Consider the following 24395-nt stretch of genomic DNA (forward strand, 5'->3'; position numbering starts at 1 on the left):
AAGACGAAGGAGGGACAGTCCGCCTACATCTTTCTCGAGGGGCGATGCGATGAGCGGCAAACCCGAATTCGATGCGCAGGCGGTCATCGATGCGATGGCACCGATGATCGGAATCGAAATCGATCCCGATTTTCGTGAAGGTGTTGCCGCAAATCTGAAACTGACCGCCGATCTGGCACAACTGGTGCTGTCCTTCCCGGTCGAGGATGGCGACCAGCCCGCTGCGGTCTTCGAAGCATGACCAGCCTGCTCGATCAGGGCTGCTCGCCGCAACTGGGCATTCTGGAAATCTCCACCGGCATCCGCAGCGGCCGATTCACGGCCCGTGCGGCGATCGAGCATGCACTCGCGCGCATCGAACGGCTGGACGGCAGGGTAGGGGCCTTCACGGCCGTCCTCGCCGAGCGTGCACTGGCACGGGCCGATGCCATCGATGCCCGCCATGCCGCCGGCAAGCCCGTCGGGGCCTTGGCTGGCGTCCCCTTCGCCGTGAAGAATCTCTACGACATCGCCGGCCTCGTCACCCTGGCAGGTTCCCGGATCAACCGGGACAATCCGCCGGCCACGCGGGATGCGACGCTGATCGAACGCCTGGAAGGGCAGGGGGCGATCTGCGTGGGCGCGCTCAACATGAGCGAATACGCCTATGATTTCACTGGCCAGAACCCGCATGAGGCGCCTTCGCGAAATCCCCATGCTCTCGACCATCTGGCCGGCGGGTCTTCCAGCGGCCCCGCCAGCGCGGTGGCGGCGGGTTTCGTGCCGTTGGCGCTCGGCAGCGACACCAATGGCGCGATCCGCGTGCCGGCCTCCCTGTGCGGGCTGTTCGGCCTGAAGCCGACCTTCGGGCGTCTCAGCCGCGCACGCAGCTTTCCCTTCGTCGCCAGCCTGGACCACATGGGCCCGCTGGCCCGCTCGGCCCGCGACCTCGCCTTCGCCTATGATGCCATGCAGGGGCCCGACCCCGACGATCCGAGTTGCGCCCAGCGTCCGGCGCAGCCGGCCCTGTTCGAACTCGGTCGGGGCATCGAGGGGCTTCGTATCGCCGTGGCGGATGGTTACTTCCGCCCGGAGGGCAATCGCGATGCCCTGGAGGCCGTACGGCGCTGCGCCAAGGCGCTCGACGCCAGTGAGGTCGTGGAGATCCCCCAGGCGGCCGTCGCCCGGGCAGCGGCCTTCCTGGTTACCATTACCGAGGGCGGGGCGCTCCATCGCGACAGGTTGCGTACGCGTGCCAAGGATTTTGCGCCGGGCGTCCGGGACCGGCTGATTGCGGGCAACATGGTGCCGGCAACCTGGGTGAGCGCGGCGCATCGCTTTCGTCATTGGTTCCGGGCGGAGATGCATCGGATCTTCGAACGAATCGATCTGATTCTGGCTCCGGCCACGCCGTGTCGTGCCCCCAGAATCGATGCGACCACCATCGAGGTCGGTGGCCAGGCCATGCCCGTTCGCGCGAATCTGGGACTGTTCACTCAGCCTATTTCCTTTATCGGGCTGCCTGTGGTCACGGTGCCGCTTTGGAACGAGGGCGAGAAACTCCCGATCGGCGTGCAGATCATCGCCCCCGCCTGGCGGGAGGATCTGGCCTTGCGGGCCGCCTGGGCGCTGGAAACGGCGGGAGTCGTGAGAGCGCCGGTAGCCGATATCGAATGAAGCCCGATCCGTCGGGCCATGGTGCGTTGCGATTTGGCGGAATCGCCAGGAAATGCAAAGGCGCGTAGAACCGAAGAGTGAGAGCAGACCAACGCCAAACGCGTTTTGCTCGAAGGAAAAGCGGACATAATGGTGAGTTCTTTGTTGCGTGCCATCGGGTTGGGGGCGCTTGCGCTCGGGCTGTGCTGGAGCGCCCTGTCGCAGCCTGCCTTTGCTGCTGCCATGGATTTCAAGGTGGTGAGCCTGTCCTTCGGCTCCAAATGCGGCAAGCGTTGCCCTGGCGTGATGGTCGCCAATGGCGAGATGACGAGCGGCACGGTGGAGCGTTTCATCGCCTTCGCTCAGCAGGCCTCGAAACTCGGCGCCAGCAACGTTCTGATTATCGATTCGCCTGGTGGCCATCTGGTCGAGGGGGTCAATCTCGGCCATGTGCTGCGTAAATTGCGCACGAGCGTCTTCGTCGGGCGCGTCGTCACGTTGGGCGGGCAGACGATTGCGGTCAATGGCTCCTGCATGTCGGCCTGCGTCTATGCGCTGATGGGGGGCAATAAGCGATTCGTCCCCACGGGATCGCGAGTCGGCGTGCACCGCGAATATCTGCCCAACAGTTCCGGCAGCGATCCGCTCTCGGTTCTGCGCAGCACGCGGCGATTCCCCGAAGTGACTCAGATGCTGCGTGCTTATTCGAAAAAAATGGGCGTGAACCCCGCTTTGATCGATCTGGCCGAGCAATATGGCGTCGGAAGCATCCGAATTCTGACACCTGAGGACATCAGACGCTTTCGGCTGGCCCGCATTGCGAACTGAATTTCGAGTGCGTTGCGAATTGACGCTTGACACTGTGCGGGAGGCCCTCTAATCACCGCGCCACGCCAGCACGGTTCGCCGCCGCTGGCGGAGACGGGGGAGTAGCTCAGTTGGTTAGAGCGTCGGCCTGTCACGCCGAAGGTCGCGGGTTCAAGTCCCGTCTCTCTCGCCATTTGTGACAAAAAGCCAGCCTTCGGGCTGGCTTTTGCATTTTCAGCCCGGCAATATTCGCAAGCGTTCGGTTGCAGGCAGGCAGTGTCTTGCAACTCATACCGGCTATGCGCCAAGATCATGCCAGAATCGCCCGATATCCTGCCGCAGTGCGGTAGGAATCTCTTGGCTGGAACGCTTCCAAGCTTGCGCCTCCCATAGCCGTGGTTTAAGGCTCGCTGCAGGTCGTCCACGACGCAGCGTGAAGGTGGTTTTCCAAAGCGCTGTAGAGGGATGACCGGCGTGAGCGCCGCTGTCGAAGCGCGCCCATGCCCGTATCGTCCAAACGTGGCGACCCCGAGTTCAAGCGCTCCCGGTCGATCACAGCTGGAGCAAAGCGCGTTTCAGCGAAAACGCGGCATTGCTCCAACTCTTTGTCTCGACGCGTCTTTGCGATTCTTGGTGAGCTCACCGGGTCGCAAAACGCTATAGGGTTCGTGCTGATGGACAACCTTCTCGCCGGCTATCTGCCGCTTATCATCTTCATCGGGGTCTCGGCCGTCATCGGCCTGGCGCTTCTGGTGGCGCCCTTCCTCGTGGCGTATCAGCGCCCGGATCCGGAAAAGCTCTCCGCCTATGAGTGCGGGTTCAACGCCTTCGACGACGCACGCATGAAGTTCGACGTGCGCTTCTATCTGGTGTCGATCCTGTTCATCATCTTCGATCTCGAAGTGGCATTCCTGTTCCCCTGGGCGATCACGTTCAAGGAAGTCGGCCTGTTCGGCTTCACCTCGATGATGATTTTCCTGGCCGTGCTGACCATCGGCTTCGTTTATGAGTGGAAGAAGGGCGCGCTCGAATGGGATTGAACCTGGAGACATCAGGCGGCACGCTGGTGGCGCCGGCGCCCAAGGGCATCATCGACCCGAATACCGGCAAGCCGGTCGGGTCGACCGACCCGTTTTTCGTCGACATCAATGCCGAGCTGGCTGATCGCGGCTTCCTCGTCACTTCCGCCGACAACCTGATCAACTGGGCCCGCACCGGCTCGCTGATGTGGATGACTTTCGGCCTCGCCTGCTGCGCGGTCGAGATGATGCAGGTCTCGATGCCGCGCTATGATGTCGAGCGCTTCGGCTTCGCCCCGCGCGCTTCACCGCGCCAGTCGGACGTGATGATCGTCGCAGGCACGCTGACCAACAAGATGGCGCCGGCCCTGCGCAAGGTCTACGACCAGATGCCCGAGCCGCGCTACGTCATCTCGATGGGCTCCTGCGCCAATGGCGGCGGCTACTATCACTATTCCTATGCTGTCGTGCGCGGCTGCGACCGCATCGTGCCGGTCGACATCTACGTTCCTGGCTGCCCGCCCACGGCCGAAGCGCTGCTCTATGGCGTGCTGCTGCTGCAGAAGAAGATTCGCCGTACCGGCACCATCGAGCGTTGAGCGGAGCTGACATGGCAAACTCTGAAACTCTGCAGGGGATCGGCGAGGCGCTCCAAGCTGCTTTTCCGCAAGCCGTCTCCGATGTCCTGCATGCCTTTGGCGAGCTGACCGTCACCACCGATCCCGACAACATCCTGGCTGTGCTCAAGCACCTCAGGGACGATGCCGGAACGCGCTTCGTTTCGATCATCGATGTCTGCGGCGTCGACTATCCGGCGCGCGAAAAGCGCTTCGACGTGGTGTACCACCTGCTGTCGCCGACCAAGAACGTCCGTATCCGCGTCAAGGTGGAAACCGACGAGGCGACCCCGGTTCCCTCGGCCGTCTCCCTGTTCCCCGGTGTGCTCTGGTTCGAGCGCGAAGCCTACGATCTCTACGGCATCCTGTTCACCGGCCATCCGGACCTGCGCCGGCTGCTGACCGATTACGGCTTCGACGGACATCCCTTGCGCAAGGACTTCCCGATGACCGGGTTCGTCGAGGTGCGCTGGGACGACGAGGCCAAGCGCGTGGTCTACGAGCCGGTCAGGCTCAACCAGGAATTCCGCAACTTCGATTTCCTGTCACCGTGGGAAGGGACGGAATATGTCCTGCCCGGCGACGAGAAGGCGAAGGCAGGCTGACGCGCTCCCGCGCGCCGGATCAGGACTAGCAAGACTCTCGAAATGGCTCCGAACCAGCTGGCCAACTCGGAAAGTTTGGAAACGACATGAACGACCAACCGCATCTACGCAATTTTGCGATCAATTTCGGCCCGCAGCATCCGGCGGCCCACGGCGTGTTGCGTCTGGTCATGGAGCTCGATGGCGAAGTGGTCGAGCGGGTCGATCCCCATATCGGCCTGCTGCATCGCGGTACGGAGAAGCTGATCGAAGCCAAGACCTTCATGCAGGCCATCCCCTATTTCGATCGGCTCGATTACGTCGCGCCGATGAACCAGGAGCATGCCTATTGCATGGCCATCGAGCGCCTGCTCGGCATCGAGGTGCCCAAGCGCGGCCAGCTCATCCGGGTGCTCTATTCGGAGATCGGGCGCCTGCTCTCGCATCTGCTCAACGTCACCACGCAGGCCATGGACGTCGGCGCGCTGACCCCGCCGCTGTGGGGCTTCGAAGAGCGCGAGAAGCTGATGATCTTCTACGAGCGTGCTTCGGGCAGCCGCATGCATGCCGCCTATTTCCGGGCCGGCGGCGTCCATCAGGACCTTCCGCCCGAACTGATCGATGATATCGAGGCTTTCTGCGACCCTTTCCTCAAGGTCTGCGACGACCTGGAAGGCCTGCTCACCGACAACCGCATCTTCAAGCAGCGCAATGTCGATATCGGCATCATCTCGCTGGATGATGCCTGGGCCTGGGGCTATTCGGGGGTGATGGTACGTGGTTCGGGCGCTGCCTGGGACCTGCGTAAATCGCAGCCCTATGAATGCTATGCCGAACTCGATTTCGACATTCCGATCGGCAAGAACGGCGATAATTACGATCGCTATTGCATCCGCATGGAAGAGATGCGTCAGTCGATCCGCATCATGAAGCAGTGCTGCGCGCTTCTGCGCGCCACGAGCGGGCCGGTTTCGGCGGCCGACAACAAGGTCGTACCGCCCAAGCGTGGCGAGATGAAGCGCTCGATGGAAGCGCTCATCCACCATTTCAAGCTCTATACCGAAGGCTATCACGTGCCCGCCGGCGAGGTCTACGCGGCGGTCGAGGCGCCCAAGGGCGAATTCGGCGTCTATCTGGTCTCGGATGGTGGCAACAAGCCTTATCGCTGCAAGATCCGCGCGCCGGGTTTTGCGCATCTGCAGTCGATGGATTGGCTGTGCCGCGGCTACATGCTGGCCGACGTTTCCGCCATTCTCGGTTCTCTCGACATCGTGTTCGGCGAAGTCGATCGTTGATTTTGGGTCGCAACCGGCCTTGAGCCGGTTGCAAAAGCGTCTTGCGATTTGAGGGCATCATCCTGAATTGCAAAGACGTGTCGAAACCAGGAGTGAGAGTGAAAGTGCGTTTGCGAAGACGCGCTTTGCTCTAGCAGTTAAAGAGGAATGCGCATGTCCGTCCGCAGGCTCGCGCCCCAGGAACTCCAGCCGGCAAGCTTTGCCTTCACGTCCGAAAACGAGGCGTGGGTGGAAAAGCAGATTGCCAAATACCCGCCCGGCCGCCAGGCCTCGGCGGTGATTCCGCTGCTGTGGAAGGCGCAGGAACAGGCCGGCGGCTGGGTGTCCCAGGCAGCGATCGAGGTGATCGCTGCGCGCCTGGGCATGGCGAAGATCCGCGTTCTGGAGATCGCGACCTTCTACACCATGTTCAACCTGGAGCCGGTCGGCAAATATTTCATCCAGCTCTGTGGGACCACGCCCTGCCAGCTGCGCGGCGCCGAGGCGATCCGCGACGTCGTCAAGAAGCGCGTCGGCCCGGAGCGTCACGTGACCGCCGATGGCAATTTCTCATGGCTGGAGGTCGAGTGCCTCGGGGCTTGCTGCAATGCTCCGATGGTGCAGATCAATGCCGATTTCTATGAAGATCTCACCCCCGAGATCATGGAACGCATCATCGATGATCTCGCCGCCGGCAAGGAAGTGAAGCCGGGGCCGCAGAACGGCCGCTTCTCGTCCGAACCGGAGGGGGGAGCCCAGACGCTGACCGACCCGGCGCTCTATGACGGCTCGGTCATCGGCTCCTGGAAGAAGCGCTTCGAGGAAGAGAAAGCCAAGCTGGAAGCCGCCAAGGCCGAGGCGGCCAAGGCTGAAGCCGCGAAGGCTGCCGGTACGCCTGCTCCTCCCGCTCCCGCGACGACAGCGGCACCCGTGGCTGCCGCTCCGGCGGCTGCACCGGCGCCCGCTCCCGTTTCCGACGAGCACAAGCCGGTCCTGCTGAAGGCCGCTCGCGAGGGCGGGCCGGACGATCTCAAGCTGATCCACGGCGTCGGTCCCAAGCTCGAGGAAATGCTGCACCAGATGGGTGTCTATCACTTCGATCAGATCGCCGCCTGGAACGACAGCAATCTTGCCTGGGTCGACCAGAATCTCGGCACTTTCAAGGGCAGGGCTCTGCGGGACGGCTGGATCGAGCAGGCCAAGAAATTGGCGACCGGCTGGCGCCCCGAAAACCCGGCCGGCGAGAAGTTGGATTGAAGTGGGCGGGAAGGGGCCTGACGCCGTCCTTCCCACCTGAGCGTTTTAAGAAGTTTCATTATTGACAGGTTCGCCATGCTTGCTGATCGCGACCGCATCTTCACCAATCTCTACGGCCTCCAGTCGCCTGGGCTGCAGGCGGCCATCAAGCGTGGCTCATGGGATGGTACCAAGCAGATCCTCGAGATGGGCCAGGACTGGATCATCAACGAGATGAAGGCTTCGGGCCTGCGGGGGCGCGGCGGCGCCGGCTTCCCGACCGGCCTGAAATGGTCCTTCATGCCCAAGAAGTCGGATGGGCGGCCGAGCTACCTCGTCGTCAATGCCGACGAGTCCGAGCCGGGCACCTGCAAGGATCGCGAGATCATGCGGCATGACCCGCATCATCTGGTCGAAGGCTGTCTGATCGCCTCCTTCGCCATGAATGCGCATGCCTGCTACATCTATATCCGCGGCGAATATATCCGCGAGCGCGAGGCCCTGCAGCGCGCCGTCGACGAGGCCTACGAAGCCGGCCTGATCGGCAAGAACAACAAGAATGGTTGGGATTTCGATCTCTACGTGCACCATGGCGCCGGCGCCTATATCTGCGGCGAGGAGACGGCGCTGCTCGAAAGCCTCGAGGGCAAGAAGGGCATGCCGCGCATGAAGCCGCCCTTCCCGGCGAATATGGGTCTGTATGGCTGCCCGACCACGGTCAACAATGTCGAGTCGATCGCCGTTGCCCCCACCATTCTGCGGCGCGGGGCAGGCTGGTTCGCCGGCATCGGCAATCCCAACAATGTCGGCACCAAGCTCTTCTGCGTGTCGGGGCATGTGAACAAGCCCTGCAACGTCGAAGAGGCGATGGGCATTCCCTTCCGCGAACTGATCGAGCGCCATTGCGGCGGCATCCGCGGCGGCTGGGACAATCTGAAGGCCGTGATCCCCGGCGGCTCCTCAGTTCGCATGGTGCCGGCCGAGCAGATCATCGACACGCCGATGGATTTCGACTCGCTGTCGAAGCTGCGCTCGGGCCTGGGCACTGCCGCCGTCATCGTGATGGACAAGTCCACCGACGTGGTGCGCACCATCGCCCGGCTTGCCTATTTCTACAAGCATGAGAGCTGCGGCCAGTGCACGCCCTGCCGCGAGGGCACGGGCTGGATGTGGCGCGTGCTCACCCGCATGGCGGAGGGGCGTGCCCAGAAGCGCGAGATCGACATGCTGCTCGACGTCACCAAGCAGGTCGAGGGACATACGATCTGCGCTCTGGGCGACGCGGCGGCCTGGCCGATCCAGGGCCTGATCACCCATTTCCGTCATGAGATCGAAGCGCGCATCGATCAATATGCCGCCAACCCCCATTCCACCCCTGTCCTGCAGGCGGCGGAATAACAGGCCGGCTCCCGCCGGTTGCAACTTATCAGGGCCGGGATCGCCCCCCGTTTCCGGCCTTTCAGAGCGCTGAATTTTCGTTTCTCGATGTTGATCGCGGCACGGAATTTTGCGAAGTCGAGTTTGGAAAGAGTCTGGATTGCGTCTTGTAGTCCAGGCCTGATCGTCAAGGTTATCCATGGCCAAGTTGATCGTCGACGGACAGGAAATCGAGGTCCCGGCGGAGTACACGCTCCTCCAGGCCTGTGAGGTCGCGGGTGCCGAGATCCCGCGTTTCTGCTTCCACGAGCGCCTGTCGATTGCCGGCAATTGCCGCATGTGTCTGGTCGAGGTGAAGGGCGGTCCGCCCAAGCCCACGGCGTCTTGCGCCATGGCGGTACGCGACCTGCGTCCAGGCCCGAACGGCGAGCCGCCGGTGGTGCTCACCAAGAGCCCCATGGTCAAGAAGGCCCGCGAAGGGGTGATGGAGTTCCTGCTCATCAACCATCCGCTGGACTGCCCGATCTGCGACCAGGGCGGCGAGTGCGACCTGCAGGACCAGGCCATGGCCTACGGCGTCGACAAGAACCGCTATGCCGAGAACAAGCGCGCGGTCGAAGACAAATATATCGGTCCGCTGGTCAAGACGGTGATGAACCGCTGCATCCATTGCACGCGCTGCGTCCGCTTCACCACCGAGGTGGCCGGCGTCTCCGAGCTCGGCGCCATCGGCCGTGGCGAGGATATGGAGATCACCACCTATCTGGAAAAGGCGATGAGCTCCGAACTGCAGGGCAATGTCATCGACCTCTGCCCCGTCGGCGCCCTGACCTCCAAGCCCTATGAATTCCATGCCCGCCCGTGGGAGCTCTCCAAGACCGAATCCGTCGATGTGATGGATGCGGTGGGCTCCGCCATCCGCATCGATGCGCGCGGCCGGGAAGTGCTGCGTATCGTGCCGCGCACCAATGAGCTGGTGAACGAGGAGTGGATCTCCGACAAGACCCGCTTCATCTGGGACGGCCTGCGTACCCAGCGCCTCGATCGGCCTTATCTGCGTGTCGATGGCCGCCTGAAGCCGGTGAGCTGGCAGGAGGCCTTTGCCGCCGTCGCGGCCAAGGTGAAGGCGGCCAAGCCCGAGCGCATCGGCGCCATCGCCGGCGATCTCGCCGCAGTGGAAGAGCTGTTCGCGCTCAAGGACCTCATCGGCAAGCTCGGCTCGAAGAACCTCGACGCCCGCCAGGACGGCGCCAAGATCGATCCCGCCTTGGGCCGCGCCAGCTATCTTTTCAACCCGACGATCGCCGGTCTCGAAGAGGCCGACGCAATCCTGCTGGTCGGCACCAATCCGCGCAAGGAAGCGTCGGTGCTGAATGCGCGCATCCGCAAGCGCTGGCTGCGTGGCGCCAAGGTGGGCCTGATCGGTGAGCAGGCGGATCTGACCTACACCTATGACTATCTCGGAGCCGGACCCGACACCCTGGCTGATCTGGCTGCCGGCAAGGGCTCCTTCGCCGATCTGCTCAAGGGCGCGGCAAAGCCGGTCATCATCGTCGGTGGCGGCGTCTATGCCCGCACCGACGGCGCCGCCCTGCTGTCGCTGGCCGCCAAGGCTGCCCAGGCGCTCGGCGTGGTCAAGGACGGCTGGAACGGCTTCGGCGTGCTGCACAATGCCGCTTCGCGCGTCGGCGCTCTCGATGTCGGCTTCGTGCCGGGTGAGGGCGGTCTCGATGCGGCCGGCATGGCCAAGGCCGGTGCGCTCGACGTGCTCTTCCTGCTGGGCGCGGACGAGGTCACCATCGAACCGGACGCCTTCGTGGTCTATCAGGGCAGCCATGGCGACCGCGGCGCACATCGTGCCGACGTCATCCTGCCGGCGGCTGCATATCCCGAGCGCTCGGGACTGTTCGTCAACACCGAGGGCCGGGTCCAGCTCGCCAACCGTGCGGCGTTCCCACCCGGCGAGGCACGTGAGGACTGGGCGATCCTGCGGGCGCTGTCGGAAGCCCTTGGCGCCAAGCTCGGCTACGACTCGCTCGCTGCCTTGCGCAAGGCCCTGTTTGCCGCCATTCCCCATCTCGGCCGCATCGGTGACGTTGCAGCTGCGGATGCATCGGGCGTGACAGCCCTGGCCAATCTGGGGGGCGACTTCGACAAGGCGGCTTTCGCCGCTGCAATCAGCGACTTCTATTTGACCAATCCCATCGCGCGCGCTTCGGCCGTGATGGCGCAGTGTTCGCAGCTCGCCTCGGGCGCGCTGCCGCTGGCGGCGGAGTAAGGACGGGCCATGACGATCTGGGAAACACTCCTGTGGAAGGTGGGCCTGCCGGCGCTGCAAAGCGTGGTTCTGCTGGTCTGCCTGCTTGTCTTCATCGCCTATTACCTGCTGGCCGACCGCAAGGTCTGGGCGGCCGTGCAGCTGCGCCGCGGTCCCAACGTCGTCGGGCCGTTCGGGCTGTTCCAGTCCTTCGCCGACCTGCTCAAATTCGTGCTCAAGGAGCCGGTGATCCCGGCGGGCGCGAACAAGGGCGTCTTCCTGCTCGCTCCTTTCGTCACCTGCGTCCTGGCGCTGGCCGGCTGGGCGGTGCTGCCGGTCGCGGCGGGCACGATGATCGCCGACATCAATGTCGGTATCCTCTATGTCTTCGCCATCTCCTCGCTCGGTGTCTACGGCACCATCATGGCGGGCTGGGCCTCGAACTCGAAATATCCCTTCCTCTCGGCCCTGCGCGCCGCCGCCCAGATGGTCTCGTATGAAGTCTCCATCGGCTTCGTCATCATCACCGTGCTGCTCTGTGCCGGTTCGCTGAACCTGACGGCGATCGTCGATGCGCAGCACAGCCGCGGTCTCGCCAGCCTGATCGGTCTGCCCTGGCTGACCTTCCTGAACTGGTACTGGCTGCCGCTCTTCCCGATGTTCATCATCTTCTTCATCTCGGCCCTGGCCGAGACGAACCGGCCGCCCTTCGATCTGGCCGAGGCCGAGTCCGAGCTCGTGGCCGGCTTCATGGTCGAATATGCCTCGACGCCCTACCTCTTGTTCATGCTGGGCGAGTATGTGGCGATCATGACCATGTGCGCCCTGACCACCATCCTGTTCATGGGGGGCTGGAGCGCGCCGATCGATCTGCCGCCTTTCACCTGGATCCCGGGTTTCATCTGGTTCCTGGTCAAAGTGACCTTCGTGTTCTTCATGTTCGCGATGGTGAAGGCCTTCGTGCCGCGCTACCGCTATGACCAGCTGATGCGTCTCGGCTGGAAAGTCTTCCTGCCGCTGTCGATCGCCATGGTCGTGATCGTCGCAGGCTTCCTCCAGATCACCGGATGGGCACCATGACCGCCGCCAATCCCAGCCGGCCGCGCGTCGGCTTAGATCAGGCCGCCAAGGCCCTATTCCTGAAGGAATTCGTTTCGGCCTTCTTCCTGTCGATGCGCTACTTCTTCAAGCCGAAGGCCACGTTGAACTATCCCTTCGAAAAGGGCCGGCTGTCGCCGCGCTTCCGGGGCGAGCACGCCCTGCGCCGCTATCCCAACGGCGAGGAGCGTTGCATCGCCTGCAAATTGTGCGAAGCGATCTGCCCGGCCCAGGCCATCACCATCGAGGCCGGCCCGCGCGGCAATGACGGCACGCGGCGGACCACCCGCTACGACATCGACATGGTCAAGTGCATCTATTGCGGCTTCTGCCAGGAAGCCTGCCCGGTGGATGCCATCGTCGAGGGGCCGAACTTCGAGTTCGCCGTCGAGACGCGCGAAGAGCTGTTCTACGACAAGGACCGTCTTCTGGCCAATGGCGACCGCTGGGAGCGTGAAATCGCCAAGAACATCGCCAAGGACGCACCTTATCGCTAGGGGCCGCGCGGACCTGACGGACCGAGTTTGTTTGTATGTGCTTCAGCCAGGCTGAAGCAGTTTGAGACTAGACGGCACGGAAACGGGCCGGAGAGGGGTTTGAACATGAATGTGGCGACAGCCTTCTTCTACCTGTTCGCCTTTGTTTGCGTGGCATCGGCCTTGATGGTCATCCTGTCGCGCAACCCTGTGCATTCGGTGCTCTATCTGATCCTGGCCTTCGTCAACGCGGCCGGCCTGTTCATGCTCACCGGGGCCGAGTTCCTCGCGCTGATCCTGATCGTGGTCTATGTCGGCGCCGTCGCCGTGCTCTTCCTCTTCGTGGTGATGATGCTCGACGTCGACTTCACCGAGTTGCGCCAGGGCTTCCTGCAATATCTGCCGATCGGTTTCCTGGTCGGCCTGATCGTGCTGATCGAGCTACTGATGGTGGTGGTCGGCTGGGCGATCTCCCCCGGCATCGTGGTCAATCCGCAGACGCAGATCGACACCTCCGTCACCAACACCGAGGCGCTCGGCCGCGTGCTTTACACGCAATATGCCTTCTTCTTCCAGGGCGCCGGCCTGGTGCTGCTGGTGGCCATGATCGGCGCCATTGTGCTGACGCTGCGCCACAAGGAAGGCGTCAAGCGCCAGAATCCGGCCCTGCAATCGGCGCGCACCAAGGCGCAGTCGGTCGAGGTCATCAAAGTTCAGCCAGGGCAGGGGATCTGACACATGGCCGTCGATCTTTCCCATTTTCTCGCTGTCGCCGCCGTTCTCTTCACCATCGGCGTGCTCGGGATTTTCATCAACCGCAAGAACGTCATCGTCATCCTGATGTCGGTGGAGCTCATCCTGCTTGCGGTGAACATCAATATGGTCGCCTTCTCCGCGGCGCTGCACGACATTACGGGCCAGGTCTTCACCCTCCTGATCCTGACCGTCGCTGCCGCCGAGGCCGCGATCGGTCTGGCCATTCTGGTGGCGTTCTACCGTAACCGCGGTTCGATCGCCGTCGAAGATATCAACGTGATGAAGGGCTGAGGGCGTGTATAACGCAATTGTCTTCCTGCCGCTCCTCGGCTTCCTGATTGCCGGCCTCGCCAACATGCTGACCTGGCGCCTGGCGCCGGCCGATGCTGCCGAGACATCCGGACATGGCCATGGCGACCATGCGCATGGTGGTCACGGGCACGACGCACATGGCCACGAAGCACATGGCCATGACGACCACGGCCATGACTCCCATGGTCACGACGATCATCACGCCGTCGAGGAATCTCCGCATTCGCCCGGCAAGATCCGTTTTGCCGAATACATCACGACCGGCCTGCTGTTCGTGTCCTGCCTGCTATCCTGGGTCGCCTTCATCAATGTCGGCTTCAACGGCGCCACCGCTTCGGTTCCGGTCCTCGACTGGATCCATGTCGGCAAGCTGCAGATCGACTGGGCCCTGCGCGTCGATACGCTGACGGCCGTGATGCTGGTGGTGGTCACCACCGTGTCCTCGCTCGTCCACCTCTATTCCATCGGCTATATGGAAGAGGATCCTTCGCGGCCGCGCTTCTTTGCCTATCTGTCGCTGTTCACCTTTGCCATGCTGATGCTGGTGACCTCCGACAATCTGGTGCAGATGTTCTTCGGCTGGGAAGGCGTGGGCCTGGCTTCCTATCTCCTGATCGGTTTCTGGTACAAGCGCCCCACGGCCAATGCTGCCGCCATCAAGGCCTTCGTGGTCAACCGCGTCGGCGACTTCGGCTTCTCGCTCGGCATTTTCGCGGTGTTCGTGATCTTCGGCCAGGTCGGCTTCGAGGGCATCTTCAAGGAAGCCGCCAGCAAGGCCGAGACCAGCATCCACTTCCTCGGCTATACGCTGCCGGCACTGGAAGTCGCCTGCTTCCTCTTGTTCATGGGAGCCATGGGCAAGTCGGCGCAGTTCCTGCTGCACACCTGGCTGCCGGACGCGATGGAAGGCCCGACGCCGGTTTCCGCGCTCATCCATGCCGCCACCATGGTGACGGCCGGCATCGTGATGGTGGCGCGCCTGTCGCCGCTGTTCCAGCATGCCCCGAATGCGCTCGCCTTCGTCACCTTCATCGGTGCCACCACGGCCTTCTTCGCCGCCACGGTCGGCCTGGTCCAGAACGACATCAAGCGCGTCATCGCCTATTCGACCTGTTCGCAGCTCGGCTACATGTTCGTGGCGCTGGGCGTCGGCGCCTACAATGTCGGCGTGTTCCATCTGTTCACCCACGCCTTCTTCAAGGCGTTGCTCTTCCTGGGTGCCGGCTCCGTGATCCATGCCATGCATCATGAGCAGGACATGCGACATATGGGCGGGCTGAAGTCGAAGATCCCGCTGACCTATTGGGCGATGATCATCGGCACCCTGGCGCTCACCGGCTTCGGCGTTCCCTTCACCCAGATCGGCTTCGCCGGCTTCAACTCCAAGGACGGCATCATCGAGGCCGCCTGGGCTGCCTATGCCGAAGGTGGCCGCCTGATCCCGCTCTATGCCTTCTGCATGACGGTGATCGCGGCCCTGATGACCTCCTTCTACTCCTGGCGCCTGATTTACATGACCTTCCATGGCCAGACCCGGGCCGATGCGCATACCTATGACCATGCGCATGAATCGCCGATGCCGATGATGATCCCGCTGGCGGTGCTGTCGATCGGTGCGGTGATTGCGGGCATGGTGTTCCATCACTCCTTCGCCACCGAGGAAGGGCTGGAGCATTTCTGGCGTGAGGCGGTTTCACTGGGCGAGGGCACCAAGATCCTCGAGGGCATGGAGCATGTTCCGTGGCTCGTCCATCTGGCGCCTTTCGCCATGATGGCCATCGGCTGGGCCACGGCCTATTACATGTACATCGTCAAGCCCTCGGTGCCGGCGGGCATCGCTGCCCGCAATCCGCTGCTCTACAACTTCCTGCTCAACAAGTGGTATTTCGACGAGCTGTATGACTGGGCCTTCGTCCGCCCGGCCAAGTGGCTCGGCCGCTTCCTGTGGAAGAAGGGTGATGGCGCCGTCATCGACGGCCTCGGGCCTGATGGCGTCTCCGCCCGCGTCGTCGATGTCACCCGCGGCGTCGTCAAGCTGCAGACCGGCTATCTCTATCACTATGCCTTCGCCATGCTGATCGGCATTGCGGCCTTGTTCACCTGGTCCATGCTCGGAGGCACGCACTGATGTCGTCTCAGTTTTCCTGGCCGGTTCTTTCGGTCACGACCTTCCTGCCCTTGGTGGGCGTGGTGCTGATGCTCGTGCTTCGGGGTGACTCCGAAAGCGTGAAGCGCAATTCGCGCATCATCTCGCTGTGGACCACCATCGCGACCTTCGTCGTCTCGCTCTTCCCGTTGTTTGCCTTCGATCCGGCCAACACCAGCTTCCAGTTCGTCGAGAACACCAACTGGCTCGGCGGCACCACGGGCGGGGCGATCAATTATCGCATGGGCGTCGATGGCATTTCGCTGCCCTTCGTCATCCTGACCACCTTCCTGATGCCGTTCTGCATCCTCGCCTCCTGGCGCTCGATCCAGAACCGCGTGCGCGAATACATGATCGCCTTCCTGGTGCTGGAGACGCTGATGATCGGCGTGTTCTGCGCGCAGGACATCGTGCTGTTCTACCTGTTCTTCGAAGGCGGCCTGATCCCGATGTTCCTCATCATCGGCATCTGGGGCGGGCAGCGGCGCATCTATGCCAGCTTCAAGTTCTTCCTCTACACGCTGCTCGGTTCGGTGCTGATGCTGATCGCCATCATGGCGATGTATTGGAATGCCGGCTCCTCGGACATCGCCGTGCTGCTCAAGCACCCGTTCCCGGTGCAGATGCAGACCTATCTGTGGCTGGCTTTCTTCGCCTCCTTCGCCGTGAAGATGCCGATGTGGCCGGTTCACACCTGGCTGCCCGATGCCCACGTGGAAGCCCCGACGGCGGGTTCGGTCATCCTGGCCGGCATCCTCCTGAAGATGGGCGGCTACGGCTTCATCCGCTTCTCCCTGCCGATGTTCCCGGCGGCGTCCGAATATTTCGCGCCGCTGGTGTTCACCCTCTCCGTCATCGCGATCGTCTACACCTCGCTGGTGGCGCTGATGCAGGAGGATATCAAGAAGTTGATCGCCTATTCGTCGGTCGCCCATATGGGCTTCGTCACCATGGGCCTGTTCTCGATGAACGAGCAGGGCGTGCAGGGCGCGATCTTCCAGATGATCTCGCACGGCATCGTCTCGGGTGCGCTGTTCCTGTGCGTCGGCGTGGTCTATGACCGCATGCATACCCGCGAGATCGCGGCCTATGGCGGCCTGGTCAACCGCATGCCCTGGTATGCGCTGGCCCTGATGGTGTTCACCATGGCCAATGTCGGCCTGCCCGGCACATCAGGCTTCGTCGGCGAGTTCCTCACGCTGGTGGGCGCCTTCTCGACCAACACCTGGGTGGCTTTCTTCGCCACGTTCGGCGTGATCCTGTCGGCGGCGTATGCGCTTTGGCTCTATCGCCGCGTCGTCTACGGCGCGCTGGAAAAGCCGAGCCTGGCCGGCATCGCCGACCTCACTGGCCGGGAGTTCATCATCCTGGCCCCGCTGGTGCTGCTCACGATCTATTTCGGCGTCTATCCCAAGCCGATCCTGAACATGAGCGAAGCCGCCGTCACCCATCTCATCCAGGCGGCGAAAGCTGCCAGCGTTGCGCTTAACTGATCCGAAGGCGAGCCATGTCTGCTTCTGAAATTGCAACGGCGCTTCCGGAAATCGTTCTGGTCCTCGGCGCCATCGCTCTGCTGATGATCGGTGTCTTCTCGGCGCCGCGCGGCTACGGCCTGGTCACCACGCTTTCGGTGGTGCTGCTGGCCGTCGTCGCGGTGCTGGTGGCCATGAGCACCGATGGCAAGGCCTTCAACGGTTCCTTCAGCGTCGATGCCTTCGCCCGCTTCACCAAGATCCTGGTCCTGATCGGCTCGGGAACGGCGATCGTGATGTCGAGCGACTTCCTGCGCTCGCGCGGCATCGAGAAGTTCGAATATCCGGTGATGATCCTGCTGGCCACCACCGGCATGATGATGATGCTGTCGGCCAACGATCTCATCGCCCTCTATATCGGGCTGGAGTTGCAGTCGCTGGCGCTCTACGTCATCGCTTCCATCCATCGCGACGACCTGAAGTCCACCGAGGCGGGCCTGAAATATTTCGTCCTCGGTGCGCTTTCCTCGGGCATGCTGCTCTATGGCGCGTCGCTGATCTACGGCTTTGCCGGCACCGTGTCGTTCACCGGCATCGCCACCGCGGTGCAGGGGCATGTCGGCCTCGGTCTGGTCTTCGGCATCGTCTTCCTGCTCGCGGGCCTGGCCTTCAAGATCTCGGCCGTGCCCTTCCATATGTGGACGCCCGATGTCTATGAGGGCGCACCCACCCCGGTGACTACCCTGTTCGCCGGCGCGCCGAAGATTGCCGCCATGGGCCTGCTGGTCCGCGTGATCATCACCTCCTTCCCTGCGGCTCTCGCCCAGTGGCAGCAGATCGTGGTGTTCATCGCCATCGCCTCGATGGCTCTCGGCTCCTTTGCCGCCATCGGCCAGAGCAACATCAAGCGACTGATGGCCTATTCGTCGATCGGCCATATGGGCTTTGCCCTGGTCGGCCTGGCGGCGGGTACCTCCGAGGGCGTGCAGGGCGTGCTGATCTATCTGGCGCTCTATCTGGCCATGACCATCGGTACCTTCGCCGTGATCCTGTCGATGAAGCGCAAGGGCGCCTATGTCGAGAGCGTCAGCGATCTTGCCGGCCTGTCGAGCAAGCAGCCGATCATGGCCTATGCGCTCGCTGCGCTGATGTTCTCGCTGGCGGGCATTCCTCCGCTCTCCGGGTTCTGGGCCAAGTGGTATGTGTTCGTCGCCGCCGTGCACCAGGGCCTGTGGCCGCTGGCGATCCTCGGCGTGCTCTCCAGCGTGGTGGGTGCCTTCTATTATCTGCGCATCATCAAGGTGATGTTCTTCGACGAGCCGGCCGAGGAGTTCGAGCCGATGTCGGCTTCGCTCGCCGGCGTGCTTGCCATCGCAACCGTCGTGACGGTGTTCTTCATCGTCTGGCCGACGCTGGTGACCGGTCCGGCCGCGGCGGCGGCCGCCTCGCTCCTGCCCTCGGGCTGATGCGCCCGGGGCAATGAAACTCGGAACAGGGGCACAGGCGGCAGGCTTCCGTCATCTTCACTTCGACTCGATTGGTTCGACCAATGTCGAGGCCCTGCAGTGCGGCCAGGATCGCCTGTGGGTGACGGCCGGCCAGCAGGTCTCCGGCAAGGGGCGGCGCGGCCGTCCCTGGAGTTCCCCGCTGGGGAACCTCTATGCCTCGCTGCTGCTGGTCGATCCCGCCGAGCCGAGGCGGGCCGCCGATCTTTGTTTCGTTGCCGCCCTCGCGCTCAGCGATGCGGTGCTTGCAACCGCACCGCGCGCCGCCGCGGCGCTCGCCTTGAAATGGCCCAATGACGTCTTGATCGGCGGAGCCAAGCTTGCCGGTATCCTGGTCGAAGGTGCCCATGCCGGCGGCGGTTTTTCGGCGGTGATCGGTTGCGGGGTCAATATCGCCAGCCATCCGGAAGGCACGCCCTATCCGGCCACGCATCTGGCGGCGAGCGATGCCGCCATCAATGTCGAGACCTTTTTTGCCGCCTTGACGGATGGCTTTGCCCGGCGCCTGGAGCAATGGCAGCGCGGCGCCGGCTTTGCCGCCATCCGCGAGGCCTGGCTGCAGCGTGCTGCCGGCCTCGGACGCCGCATCGTGGTGCGCTTGCCCTCGGGTGACATCGATGGCGTGTTCGAGGCCCTTGACGCCGAAGGCGTGCTGATCCTGCGCGACGATGCCGGGGCGCGGCGCGAAATTTCGGCAGGCGAGATCTTCTTTCCGGGCCTGATCCCTTGAGCAAGGCGCGTTCAGGGGAAACGCTCTTTAGCCCGAATGCTTTCGTTCGACGCGTCTTTGCGGTTCTTGGTGATTCCGCCGGATCGCAAAACGCTTTAATTCATCCGATTCATGAAGAGTTTGGCTGCCTTCGTTGCAGCCCGATGCGAATAATGGGGCCTGCGCGCCCGTAAGGAACAGACATGGCACGCGATACCACCGACCTCGTCTTCTGCGCCCTGGGCGGCATCGGCGAGATCGGCATGAACATGGCGCTGTACGGCTATGGCCCGGCGAACAAGCGTCAATGGCTGATGGTCGATTGCGGCGTCTCATTTGGCGACGACAGCCTGCCCGGCGTCGACCTCGTGATGCCCGATACCCGCTTCATCGAAGCCCAGCGCAAGAATTTGACGGGCATCGTGATCACCCATGCGCATGAAGATCATTTCGGCGCGCTCATCCATCTGTGGCCGAAACTGCAGGTGCCCGTCTATGCCACCAAGTTCACCGCGGCCCTGCTGGAAGCCAAGCGACTGCACGATCCCGATGCCCCCAGGATCGATCTGCGCATCATTCCCTCCCGGGCGCGGTTCAACCTGGGGCCGTTCGACGTCGAATTGATCAATGTCGCCCATTCCATTCCGGAGTCGAATGCGCTGGCGATCCGTACTCCCGCCGGCATGGTCGTCCACACCGGCGACTGGAAGATCGACGAGACGCCGGTGATCCCGCCCACGACCGATGCCGAGCGGCTGAAGGCACTGGGCGACGAGGGGGTGCTGGCCCTGGTCTGCGATTCCACCAATGCGATCCGCGACGGGCGTTCGCCCTCCGAGCGCGACGTCGCCAAGAACCTGGCGGAGATCATCGCCGCCAAGAAGGGCAGGGTGGCAGTGACCACCTTCGCCTCCAATGTCGGGCGCATCCGCTCGATCGCCGAAGCCGCCATGGCGAACGATCGCAGTGTGGTGATCGTCGGGCGGGCCATGGAGCGGGTCTGCCAGGTCGCGCGTGAATGCGGCCTGCTCGACGGCATTCCCGATTTCCTTTCGCCGGAAAGCTACGGTTTCCTGCCGCGCGAGAAGGTGGTTTGCGTGCTCACCGGCAGCCAGGGCGAGCCGCGCGCCGCGCTGGCACGCATCGCCCGCGGCGAACACCCCGAGGTGACCCTGGCCAAGGGCGACACGGTGATCTTCTCCTCGCGCACCATCCCGGGCAATGAGAAGGCCGTCGGCAACATCATCAACGGTCTCGTCAAGCAGGGGGCGGAGATCGTCACCGACCGCAACCAGCTCGTGCATGTCTCCGGCCATCCGCGGCGCGGCGAACTCACCGACATGTATCATTGGACGCGGCCGAAGATTGCCATTCCCGTGCATGGTGAAGCCTGGCACCTGGCCGAACATGCCGAACTCGCCCGTTCGCTCGGCGTGCCGGAAGTCGTCGCGGCCGGTGACGGCCAGATCATCGCGCTGCGCGAAGGTGATACCAGGGTGGTGGACGAGGCACCGACGGGGCGCATCTGCCTCGACGGTGACGTACTGATCAACGCCTCCGAGGAGACCATCCCCCAACGCCGGCGTCTGTCCTGGTCCGGTGCTGTCTCGGTTGCGCTCGCTCTGTCGGACAAGGGCGAGATCGTCAACGAGCCGGATGTGAAATTCTCCGGCCTGCCGCTACGCGTCGGCGACGGCCGCCTGATGGACGACGTCATCGCCGATGCCGCCTTGCTGGTGATCGACAGCCTGCCCAAGCCCAAGCGGCGCGATCCGGACGCGGTCGAACTGGCCGTGGAGCGCGCGGTGCGTTCGGCCGTGAATGCGGTGTGGGGCAAGAAGCCGGTTTGTCATGTGATCGTGCTGGTCGTCTGATAGCCGGCCAGGGTTCGCAGGATGGAACCTCGCCGTGACAGATGTAGATCGAACCCGCACCCGCCGTACCCGCAAACCCGTCGATGCCGAGGATGAGCGCAACGGTTTTCAGCGTATCGCCCTGCTGTTGCAGGGCGGGGGCGCGCTCGGTGCCTATCAGGCCGGCGCCTATCAGGCGCTTGAGGAACGGGGCATTCAGCCCAACTGGATCGCCGGCATATCGATCGGTGCCATCAACGCTGCCCTGATCGCCGGCAACGCCCCCGGCGAACGCGTCGCCAAGCTCCGGCGTTTCTGGGAGATGGTGAGCGACCCGCCCTTCGAGCCGGCTCTTGAATGGGTCCGCCTGTTCGCCCGGGAAGGCGATCGCCAGCACAAGCTGGTGAACCAACTGCTGGCCGGCCAGGTTCTGTTGAAAGGGGCGCCGAAGTTTTTCGAGCCGCGCTTTCCGCCGCCCTATTTCATGCCGGCCGGCTCCGTCGGCGCCACCAGTTTCTATGACACCGCCCCTTTGAAGCAGACTCTGCTGCAACTGGTCGATTTCGATCGGCTCAACAGTGGCGAGACACGTTTTGCGGTCGGGGCGGTCAACATCGCCAGTGGCAATTTCGCCTATTTCGACAATGGTAACGGCACGGCGCGCATCACGCCGGAACATATCATGGCAAGCGGCGCTTTGCCGCCAGGCTTTCCACCGGTCGAGATCGACGGGCAATTCTATTGGGATGGTGGACTGGTCTCGAACACGCCCCTGCAATGGATCCTGGAGCAGCAGGACCTTGATACGCTCGCCTTCCAGGTCGACCTGTGGAACGCCCGCGGCGACATTCCCAAGGACATGGCCGAGGTCGAGGTCCGGCAGAAGGAGATCCAATATTCCAGCCGCACGCGGGCGGCGACCACTCGCGCCCGCGAACGCCAACGCCTGCGCGGCGCCCTCAAGCGCATCCTGGCGGAGTTGCCGGCGGATTTCGGCCTGGAGCAGGATGTCGAGCTGCTCAGCAAGGCGGTCGAGCGCAAGGCCTGCAATGTCGTGCAACTGATCTACAGGGCGCGCAAATATGAAGGGGCCAGTAAGGACTATGATTTCTCCCGCCTGATGATGGAAGAACATTGGGCCTCGGGCTACGAGGATGCCTGCCACGCCCTCGGCCATCCGGAGATCTTCCACAAGCCCCACAATGCCGAAGCATTCGCCAGCTACGATTTCGGCAGAGGCTAACGCTCCCGGGACGACAGGCGTCTCGCCTGCACTCCCAGGAGGAAACATGCTTGCCATTGCCAGCCGGGCGGCTCATATACGAACGCTTTCCCGCCTGATTTAACGAACGCACAGAGACGCCGATGCCCGCCTATCGTTCCCGTACCACCACCCATGGCCGCAACATGGCCGGTGCCCGTGGCCTCTGGCGCGCCACCGGCATGAAGGACGGGGATTTCGGCAAGCCGATCATCGCGGTCGTCAATTCCTTCACCCAGTTCGTGCCCGGCCATGTCCATCTCAAGGATCTCGGCCAGTTGGTCGCCCGCGAGATCGAGCAGGCCGGCGGCGTTGCCAAGGAATTCAACACCATCGCGGTGGATGACGGCATCGCCATGGGCCATGACGGCATGCTCTATTCGCTGCCTTCTCGCGAGCTGATCGCCGACAGCGTGGAATATATGGTCAATGCCCATTGTGCCGACGCGATGGTCTGCATTTCCAACTGCGACAAGATCACCCCCGGCATGCTGATGGCTTCGCTGCGCCTCAACATCCCGACGGTGTTCGTGTCGGGCGGGCCGATGGAGGCCGGCAAGGTCATCCTGGGCGGCAAGACCAAGGCGCTGGATCTTGTCGATGCCATGGTCGCCGCCGCCGACGACAAGGTCTCCGACGAGGACGTCAAGGCGATCGAGCGCTCGGCCTGTCCGACCTGCGGCTCCTGCTCGGGCATGTTCACGGCCAATTCGATGAACTGCCTCACCGAGGCCCTCGGCCTGTCGCTGCCCGGCAACGGCTCGACGCTCGCCACCCATGCCGATCGCAAGCGCCTCTTCGTCGAGGCCGGCCATCTCATTGTCGATCTGGCACGCCGCTATTACGAACAGAATGACGAGAGCGTGCTGCCGCGCCAGGTCGCCAGTTTCGGCGCTTTCGAGAATGCCATGACGCTCGACATCGCCATGGGCGGCTCGACCAACACGGTGCTGCACATCCTGGCTGCCGCGCATGAAGGCGAAATCGCCTTCACCATGGACGACATCGACCGGTTGTCGCGGCGCGTGCCTGTGCTCTGCAAGGTCGCTCCGGCCGTCAGCCACGTCCATATGGAGGACGTGCATCGCGCCGGCGGCATCATGGGCATTCTCGGTGAGCTCGATCGAGCCGGCCTGATCAATCGCGATCTGCCGACCGTGCATTCCACCACCATGGCGGATGCGCTCGAACGCTGGGATATCGTGCGCACCAAGAGCGAGAGCGTGCGCGAATTCTTCAAGGCCGCACCGGGCGGCGTGCCCACCCAGGTCGCCTTCAGCCAGGACCGGCGCTGGGACGATGTTGATCTCGACCGCGAGAAGGGCGTGATCCGCTCTGGCGAGCATGCCTATTCCAAGGATGGTGGCCTTGCCGTGCTGAAGGGCAATCTGGCGCTCGACGGCTGCATCGTGAAGACCGCCGGCGTCGATGAATCCATCCTGAAATTCGCCGGCCCCGCCGTGGTGTTCGAGAGCCAGGACGCAGCCGTCGACGGCATCCTGAACGGCAAGGTCAAGGCCGGCGACGTCGTCGTCATCCGCTATGAAGGACCGCGCGGCGGGCCGGGCATGCAGGAAATGCTGTATCCGACCAGCTACCTGAAGTCGAAGGGCCTGGGCAAGGCCTGCGCCCTGATCACCGATGGCCGCTTTTCCGGCGGCACGTCGGGCCTGTCGATCGGCCATGCCTCGCCGGAAGCGGAAGAGGGCGGCACCATCGGCCTGGTCGAGCCGGGCGACCGCATCGAGATCGACATCCCCAACCGCACCATCGTGCTGGCGGTGCCGGAAGCCGAGCTCGATCGCCGCCGCGCCGCCAAGGGAGCCGCACCCTGGCGCCCGGCCGCGCCGCGCAAGCGCAAGGTCACCACGGCGCTGCGCGCCTATGCCGCCATGGCCACCAGCGCCGCCAAGGGCGCCGTGCGCCAGGTGCCGGATTTCGACTGAGCCCGGCGTGCCGGTCTTCTGAACTTCATCGAGAGATGGAGTGGGACCGGCACTT

At 63.5% G+C, this 24395-nt stretch carries 21 protein-coding genes and 1 tRNA gene; all 22 read left to right on the forward strand.

Features of this window, described 5'->3' with window-relative positions; genetic code table 11:
• Positions 1–49: 49 nt before the first annotated feature.
• The 22 genes from BA190_RS03245 (at position 50) to ilvD (ending at position 24340) form a co-directional block, all read left to right on the forward strand.
• Positions 50–241 carry a DUF4089 domain-containing protein gene (locus BA190_RS03245; RefSeq protein ID WP_068282506.1) on the forward strand — a complete coding sequence of 64 codons (192 nt, stop codon included), beginning with the start codon at positions 50–52 and terminating at the stop codon, positions 239–241.
• A complete protein-coding gene (locus BA190_RS03250; RefSeq protein WP_068282513.1) occupies positions 238–1656 on the forward strand; it encodes an AtzE family amidohydrolase in 1419 nt (472 codons plus the stop codon). The genes BA190_RS03245 and BA190_RS03250 overlap by 4 nt, the downstream gene beginning before the upstream one ends.
• A gap of 141 nt (positions 1657–1797) precedes the next feature.
• Positions 1798–2463: a hypothetical protein gene (locus tag BA190_RS03255; RefSeq protein ID WP_156771345.1), complete on the forward strand. Its 666-nt coding sequence runs from the start codon at positions 1798–1800 to the stop codon at positions 2461–2463.
• A 95-nt stretch (positions 2464–2558) separates the two neighbouring features.
• Positions 2559–2635 (forward strand) — tRNA-Asp (locus BA190_RS03260).
• Positions 2636–3116: 481 nt separating this feature from the next.
• Positions 3117–3482: an NADH-quinone oxidoreductase subunit A gene (locus BA190_RS03265; RefSeq protein ID WP_068282520.1), complete on the forward strand. Its 366-nt coding sequence runs from the start codon at positions 3117–3119 to the stop codon at positions 3480–3482.
• A complete protein-coding gene (locus BA190_RS03270) occupies positions 3473–4060 on the forward strand; it encodes an NADH-quinone oxidoreductase subunit B family protein (protein WP_068282522.1) in 588 nt (195 codons plus the stop codon). The genes BA190_RS03265 and BA190_RS03270 overlap by 10 nt, the downstream gene beginning before the upstream one ends.
• Positions 4061–4071: 11 nt before the next feature.
• Positions 4072–4683, forward strand: coding sequence for an NADH-quinone oxidoreductase subunit C (locus BA190_RS03275; protein WP_068282525.1), 612 nt, complete (start codon positions 4072–4074; stop codon positions 4681–4683).
• Between the two features lie 86 nt (positions 4684–4769).
• Positions 4770–5957, forward strand: coding sequence for an NADH-quinone oxidoreductase subunit D (locus tag BA190_RS03280; protein WP_068282527.1), 1188 nt, complete (start codon positions 4770–4772; stop codon positions 5955–5957).
• 153 nt (positions 5958–6110) lie between these two features.
• Positions 6111–7193: an NADH-quinone oxidoreductase subunit NuoE gene (nuoE, locus tag BA190_RS03285; protein WP_068282530.1), complete on the forward strand. Its 1083-nt coding sequence runs from the start codon at positions 6111–6113 to the stop codon at positions 7191–7193.
• 75 nt (positions 7194–7268) lie between these two features.
• A complete protein-coding gene (gene nuoF, locus BA190_RS03290; protein ID WP_068282532.1) occupies positions 7269–8570 on the forward strand; it encodes an NADH-quinone oxidoreductase subunit NuoF in 1302 nt (433 codons plus the stop codon).
• Positions 8571–8748: 178 nt separating this feature from the next.
• Positions 8749–10827 carry an NADH-quinone oxidoreductase subunit NuoG gene (nuoG, locus tag BA190_RS03295; protein ID WP_068282534.1) on the forward strand — a complete coding sequence of 693 codons (2079 nt, stop codon included), beginning with the start codon at positions 8749–8751 and terminating at the stop codon, positions 10825–10827.
• Between the two features lie 9 nt (positions 10828–10836).
• On the forward strand, positions 10837–11886 hold the full coding sequence (nuoH, locus tag BA190_RS03300) for an NADH-quinone oxidoreductase subunit NuoH (RefSeq protein ID WP_068282537.1): 1050 nt from the start codon (positions 10837–10839) through the stop codon (positions 11884–11886).
• Positions 11883–12401, forward strand: a complete 519-nt coding sequence (gene nuoI, locus BA190_RS03305; protein WP_068282998.1) for an NADH-quinone oxidoreductase subunit NuoI — start codon at positions 11883–11885, stop codon at positions 12399–12401. Before nuoH ends, nuoI begins: the two co-directional genes overlap by 4 nt.
• A gap of 105 nt (positions 12402–12506) precedes the next feature.
• On the forward strand, positions 12507–13115 hold the full coding sequence (locus BA190_RS03310; protein WP_068282540.1) for an NADH-quinone oxidoreductase subunit J: 609 nt from the start codon (positions 12507–12509) through the stop codon (positions 13113–13115).
• Positions 13116–13118: 3 nt separating this feature from the next.
• Positions 13119–13427: an NADH-quinone oxidoreductase subunit NuoK gene (gene nuoK / locus BA190_RS03315; protein WP_068282543.1), complete on the forward strand. Its 309-nt coding sequence runs from the start codon at positions 13119–13121 to the stop codon at positions 13425–13427.
• 4 nt (positions 13428–13431) lie between these two features.
• Positions 13432–15576: an NADH-quinone oxidoreductase subunit L gene (gene nuoL, locus BA190_RS03320; protein ID WP_082979420.1), complete on the forward strand. Its 2145-nt coding sequence runs from the start codon at positions 13432–13434 to the stop codon at positions 15574–15576.
• Entirely contained in the window at positions 15576–17087 is a 1512-nt protein-coding gene (locus BA190_RS03325) for an NADH-quinone oxidoreductase subunit M (RefSeq protein WP_371260285.1), read from the forward strand. Before nuoL ends, BA190_RS03325 begins: the two co-directional genes overlap by 1 nt.
• Before the next feature lie 14 nt (positions 17088–17101).
• Positions 17102–18532: an NADH-quinone oxidoreductase subunit NuoN gene (nuoN, locus tag BA190_RS03330; RefSeq protein WP_068282548.1), complete on the forward strand. Its 1431-nt coding sequence runs from the start codon at positions 17102–17104 to the stop codon at positions 18530–18532.
• Between the two features lie 13 nt (positions 18533–18545).
• The gene (locus BA190_RS03335) at positions 18546–19301 is read left to right on the forward strand and encodes a biotin--[acetyl-CoA-carboxylase] ligase (protein WP_068282550.1); all 756 of its coding nucleotides are present in this window, start codon (positions 18546–18548) and stop codon (positions 19299–19301) included.
• Positions 19302–19483: 182 nt separating this feature from the next.
• Complete coding sequence (locus tag BA190_RS03340; protein WP_068282555.1) at positions 19484–21154, forward strand: ribonuclease J; 1671 nt, start codon at positions 19484–19486, stop codon at positions 21152–21154.
• A gap of 34 nt (positions 21155–21188) precedes the next feature.
• Positions 21189–22376 (forward strand): patatin-like phospholipase family protein, encoded by a 1188-nt coding sequence (locus tag BA190_RS03345; protein ID WP_082979421.1) that lies wholly within the window; start codon positions 21189–21191, stop codon positions 22374–22376.
• Positions 22377–22498: 122 nt separating this feature from the next.
• A complete protein-coding gene (gene ilvD, locus BA190_RS03350) occupies positions 22499–24340 on the forward strand; it encodes a dihydroxy-acid dehydratase (protein ID WP_068282557.1) in 1842 nt (613 codons plus the stop codon).
• The last annotated feature ends 55 nt before the right edge of the window (positions 24341–24395 follow it).

Source organism: Labrys sp. WJW (assembly GCF_001676615.1).
In the GTDB taxonomy this organism is placed as follows: domain Bacteria; phylum Pseudomonadota; class Alphaproteobacteria; order Rhizobiales; family Labraceae; genus Labrys; species Labrys sedimenti.

Excerpts from the sequence above, each read along its gene's own strand:
- nuoI (WP_068282998.1), top strand. The coding sequence starts at position 11,883 with ATGACCGCCGCCAATCCCAGCCGGCCGCGCGTCGGCTTAGATCAGGCC.
- nuoK (WP_068282543.1), top strand. The coding sequence starts at position 13,119 with ATGGCCGTCGATCTTTCCCATTTTCTCGCTGTCGCCGCCGTTCTCTTC.
- BA190_RS03335 (WP_068282550.1), top strand. The coding sequence starts at position 18,546 with ATGAAACTCGGAACAGGGGCACAGGCGGCAGGCTTCCGTCATCTTCAC.
- nuoE (WP_068282530.1), top strand. The coding sequence starts at position 6,111 with ATGTCCGTCCGCAGGCTCGCGCCCCAGGAACTCCAGCCGGCAAGCTTT.
- BA190_RS03275 (WP_068282525.1), top strand. The coding sequence starts at position 4,072 with ATGGCAAACTCTGAAACTCTGCAGGGGATCGGCGAGGCGCTCCAAGCT.
- BA190_RS03265 (WP_068282520.1), top strand. The coding sequence starts at position 3,117 with ATGGACAACCTTCTCGCCGGCTATCTGCCGCTTATCATCTTCATCGGG.
- BA190_RS03270 (WP_068282522.1), top strand. The coding sequence starts at position 3,473 with ATGGGATTGAACCTGGAGACATCAGGCGGCACGCTGGTGGCGCCGGCG.
- BA190_RS03245 (WP_068282506.1), top strand. The coding sequence starts at position 50 with ATGAGCGGCAAACCCGAATTCGATGCGCAGGCGGTCATCGATGCGATG.
- nuoH (WP_068282537.1), top strand. The coding sequence starts at position 10,837 with ATGACGATCTGGGAAACACTCCTGTGGAAGGTGGGCCTGCCGGCGCTG.
- BA190_RS03280 (WP_068282527.1), top strand. The coding sequence starts at position 4,770 with ATGAACGACCAACCGCATCTACGCAATTTTGCGATCAATTTCGGCCCG.
- nuoG (WP_068282534.1), top strand. The coding sequence starts at position 8,749 with ATGGCCAAGTTGATCGTCGACGGACAGGAAATCGAGGTCCCGGCGGAG.
- BA190_RS03310 (WP_068282540.1), top strand. The coding sequence starts at position 12,507 with ATGAATGTGGCGACAGCCTTCTTCTACCTGTTCGCCTTTGTTTGCGTG.
- ilvD (WP_068282557.1), top strand. The coding sequence starts at position 22,499 with ATGCCCGCCTATCGTTCCCGTACCACCACCCATGGCCGCAACATGGCC.
- BA190_RS03340 (WP_068282555.1), top strand. The coding sequence starts at position 19,484 with ATGGCACGCGATACCACCGACCTCGTCTTCTGCGCCCTGGGCGGCATC.
- nuoF (WP_068282532.1), top strand. The coding sequence starts at position 7,269 with ATGCTTGCTGATCGCGACCGCATCTTCACCAATCTCTACGGCCTCCAG.
- BA190_RS03250 (WP_068282513.1), top strand. The coding sequence starts at position 238 with ATGACCAGCCTGCTCGATCAGGGCTGCTCGCCGCAACTGGGCATTCTG.
- BA190_RS03325 (WP_371260285.1), top strand. The coding sequence starts at position 15,576 with ATGTCGTCTCAGTTTTCCTGGCCGGTTCTTTCGGTCACGACCTTCCTG.
- nuoN (WP_068282548.1), top strand. The coding sequence starts at position 17,102 with ATGTCTGCTTCTGAAATTGCAACGGCGCTTCCGGAAATCGTTCTGGTC.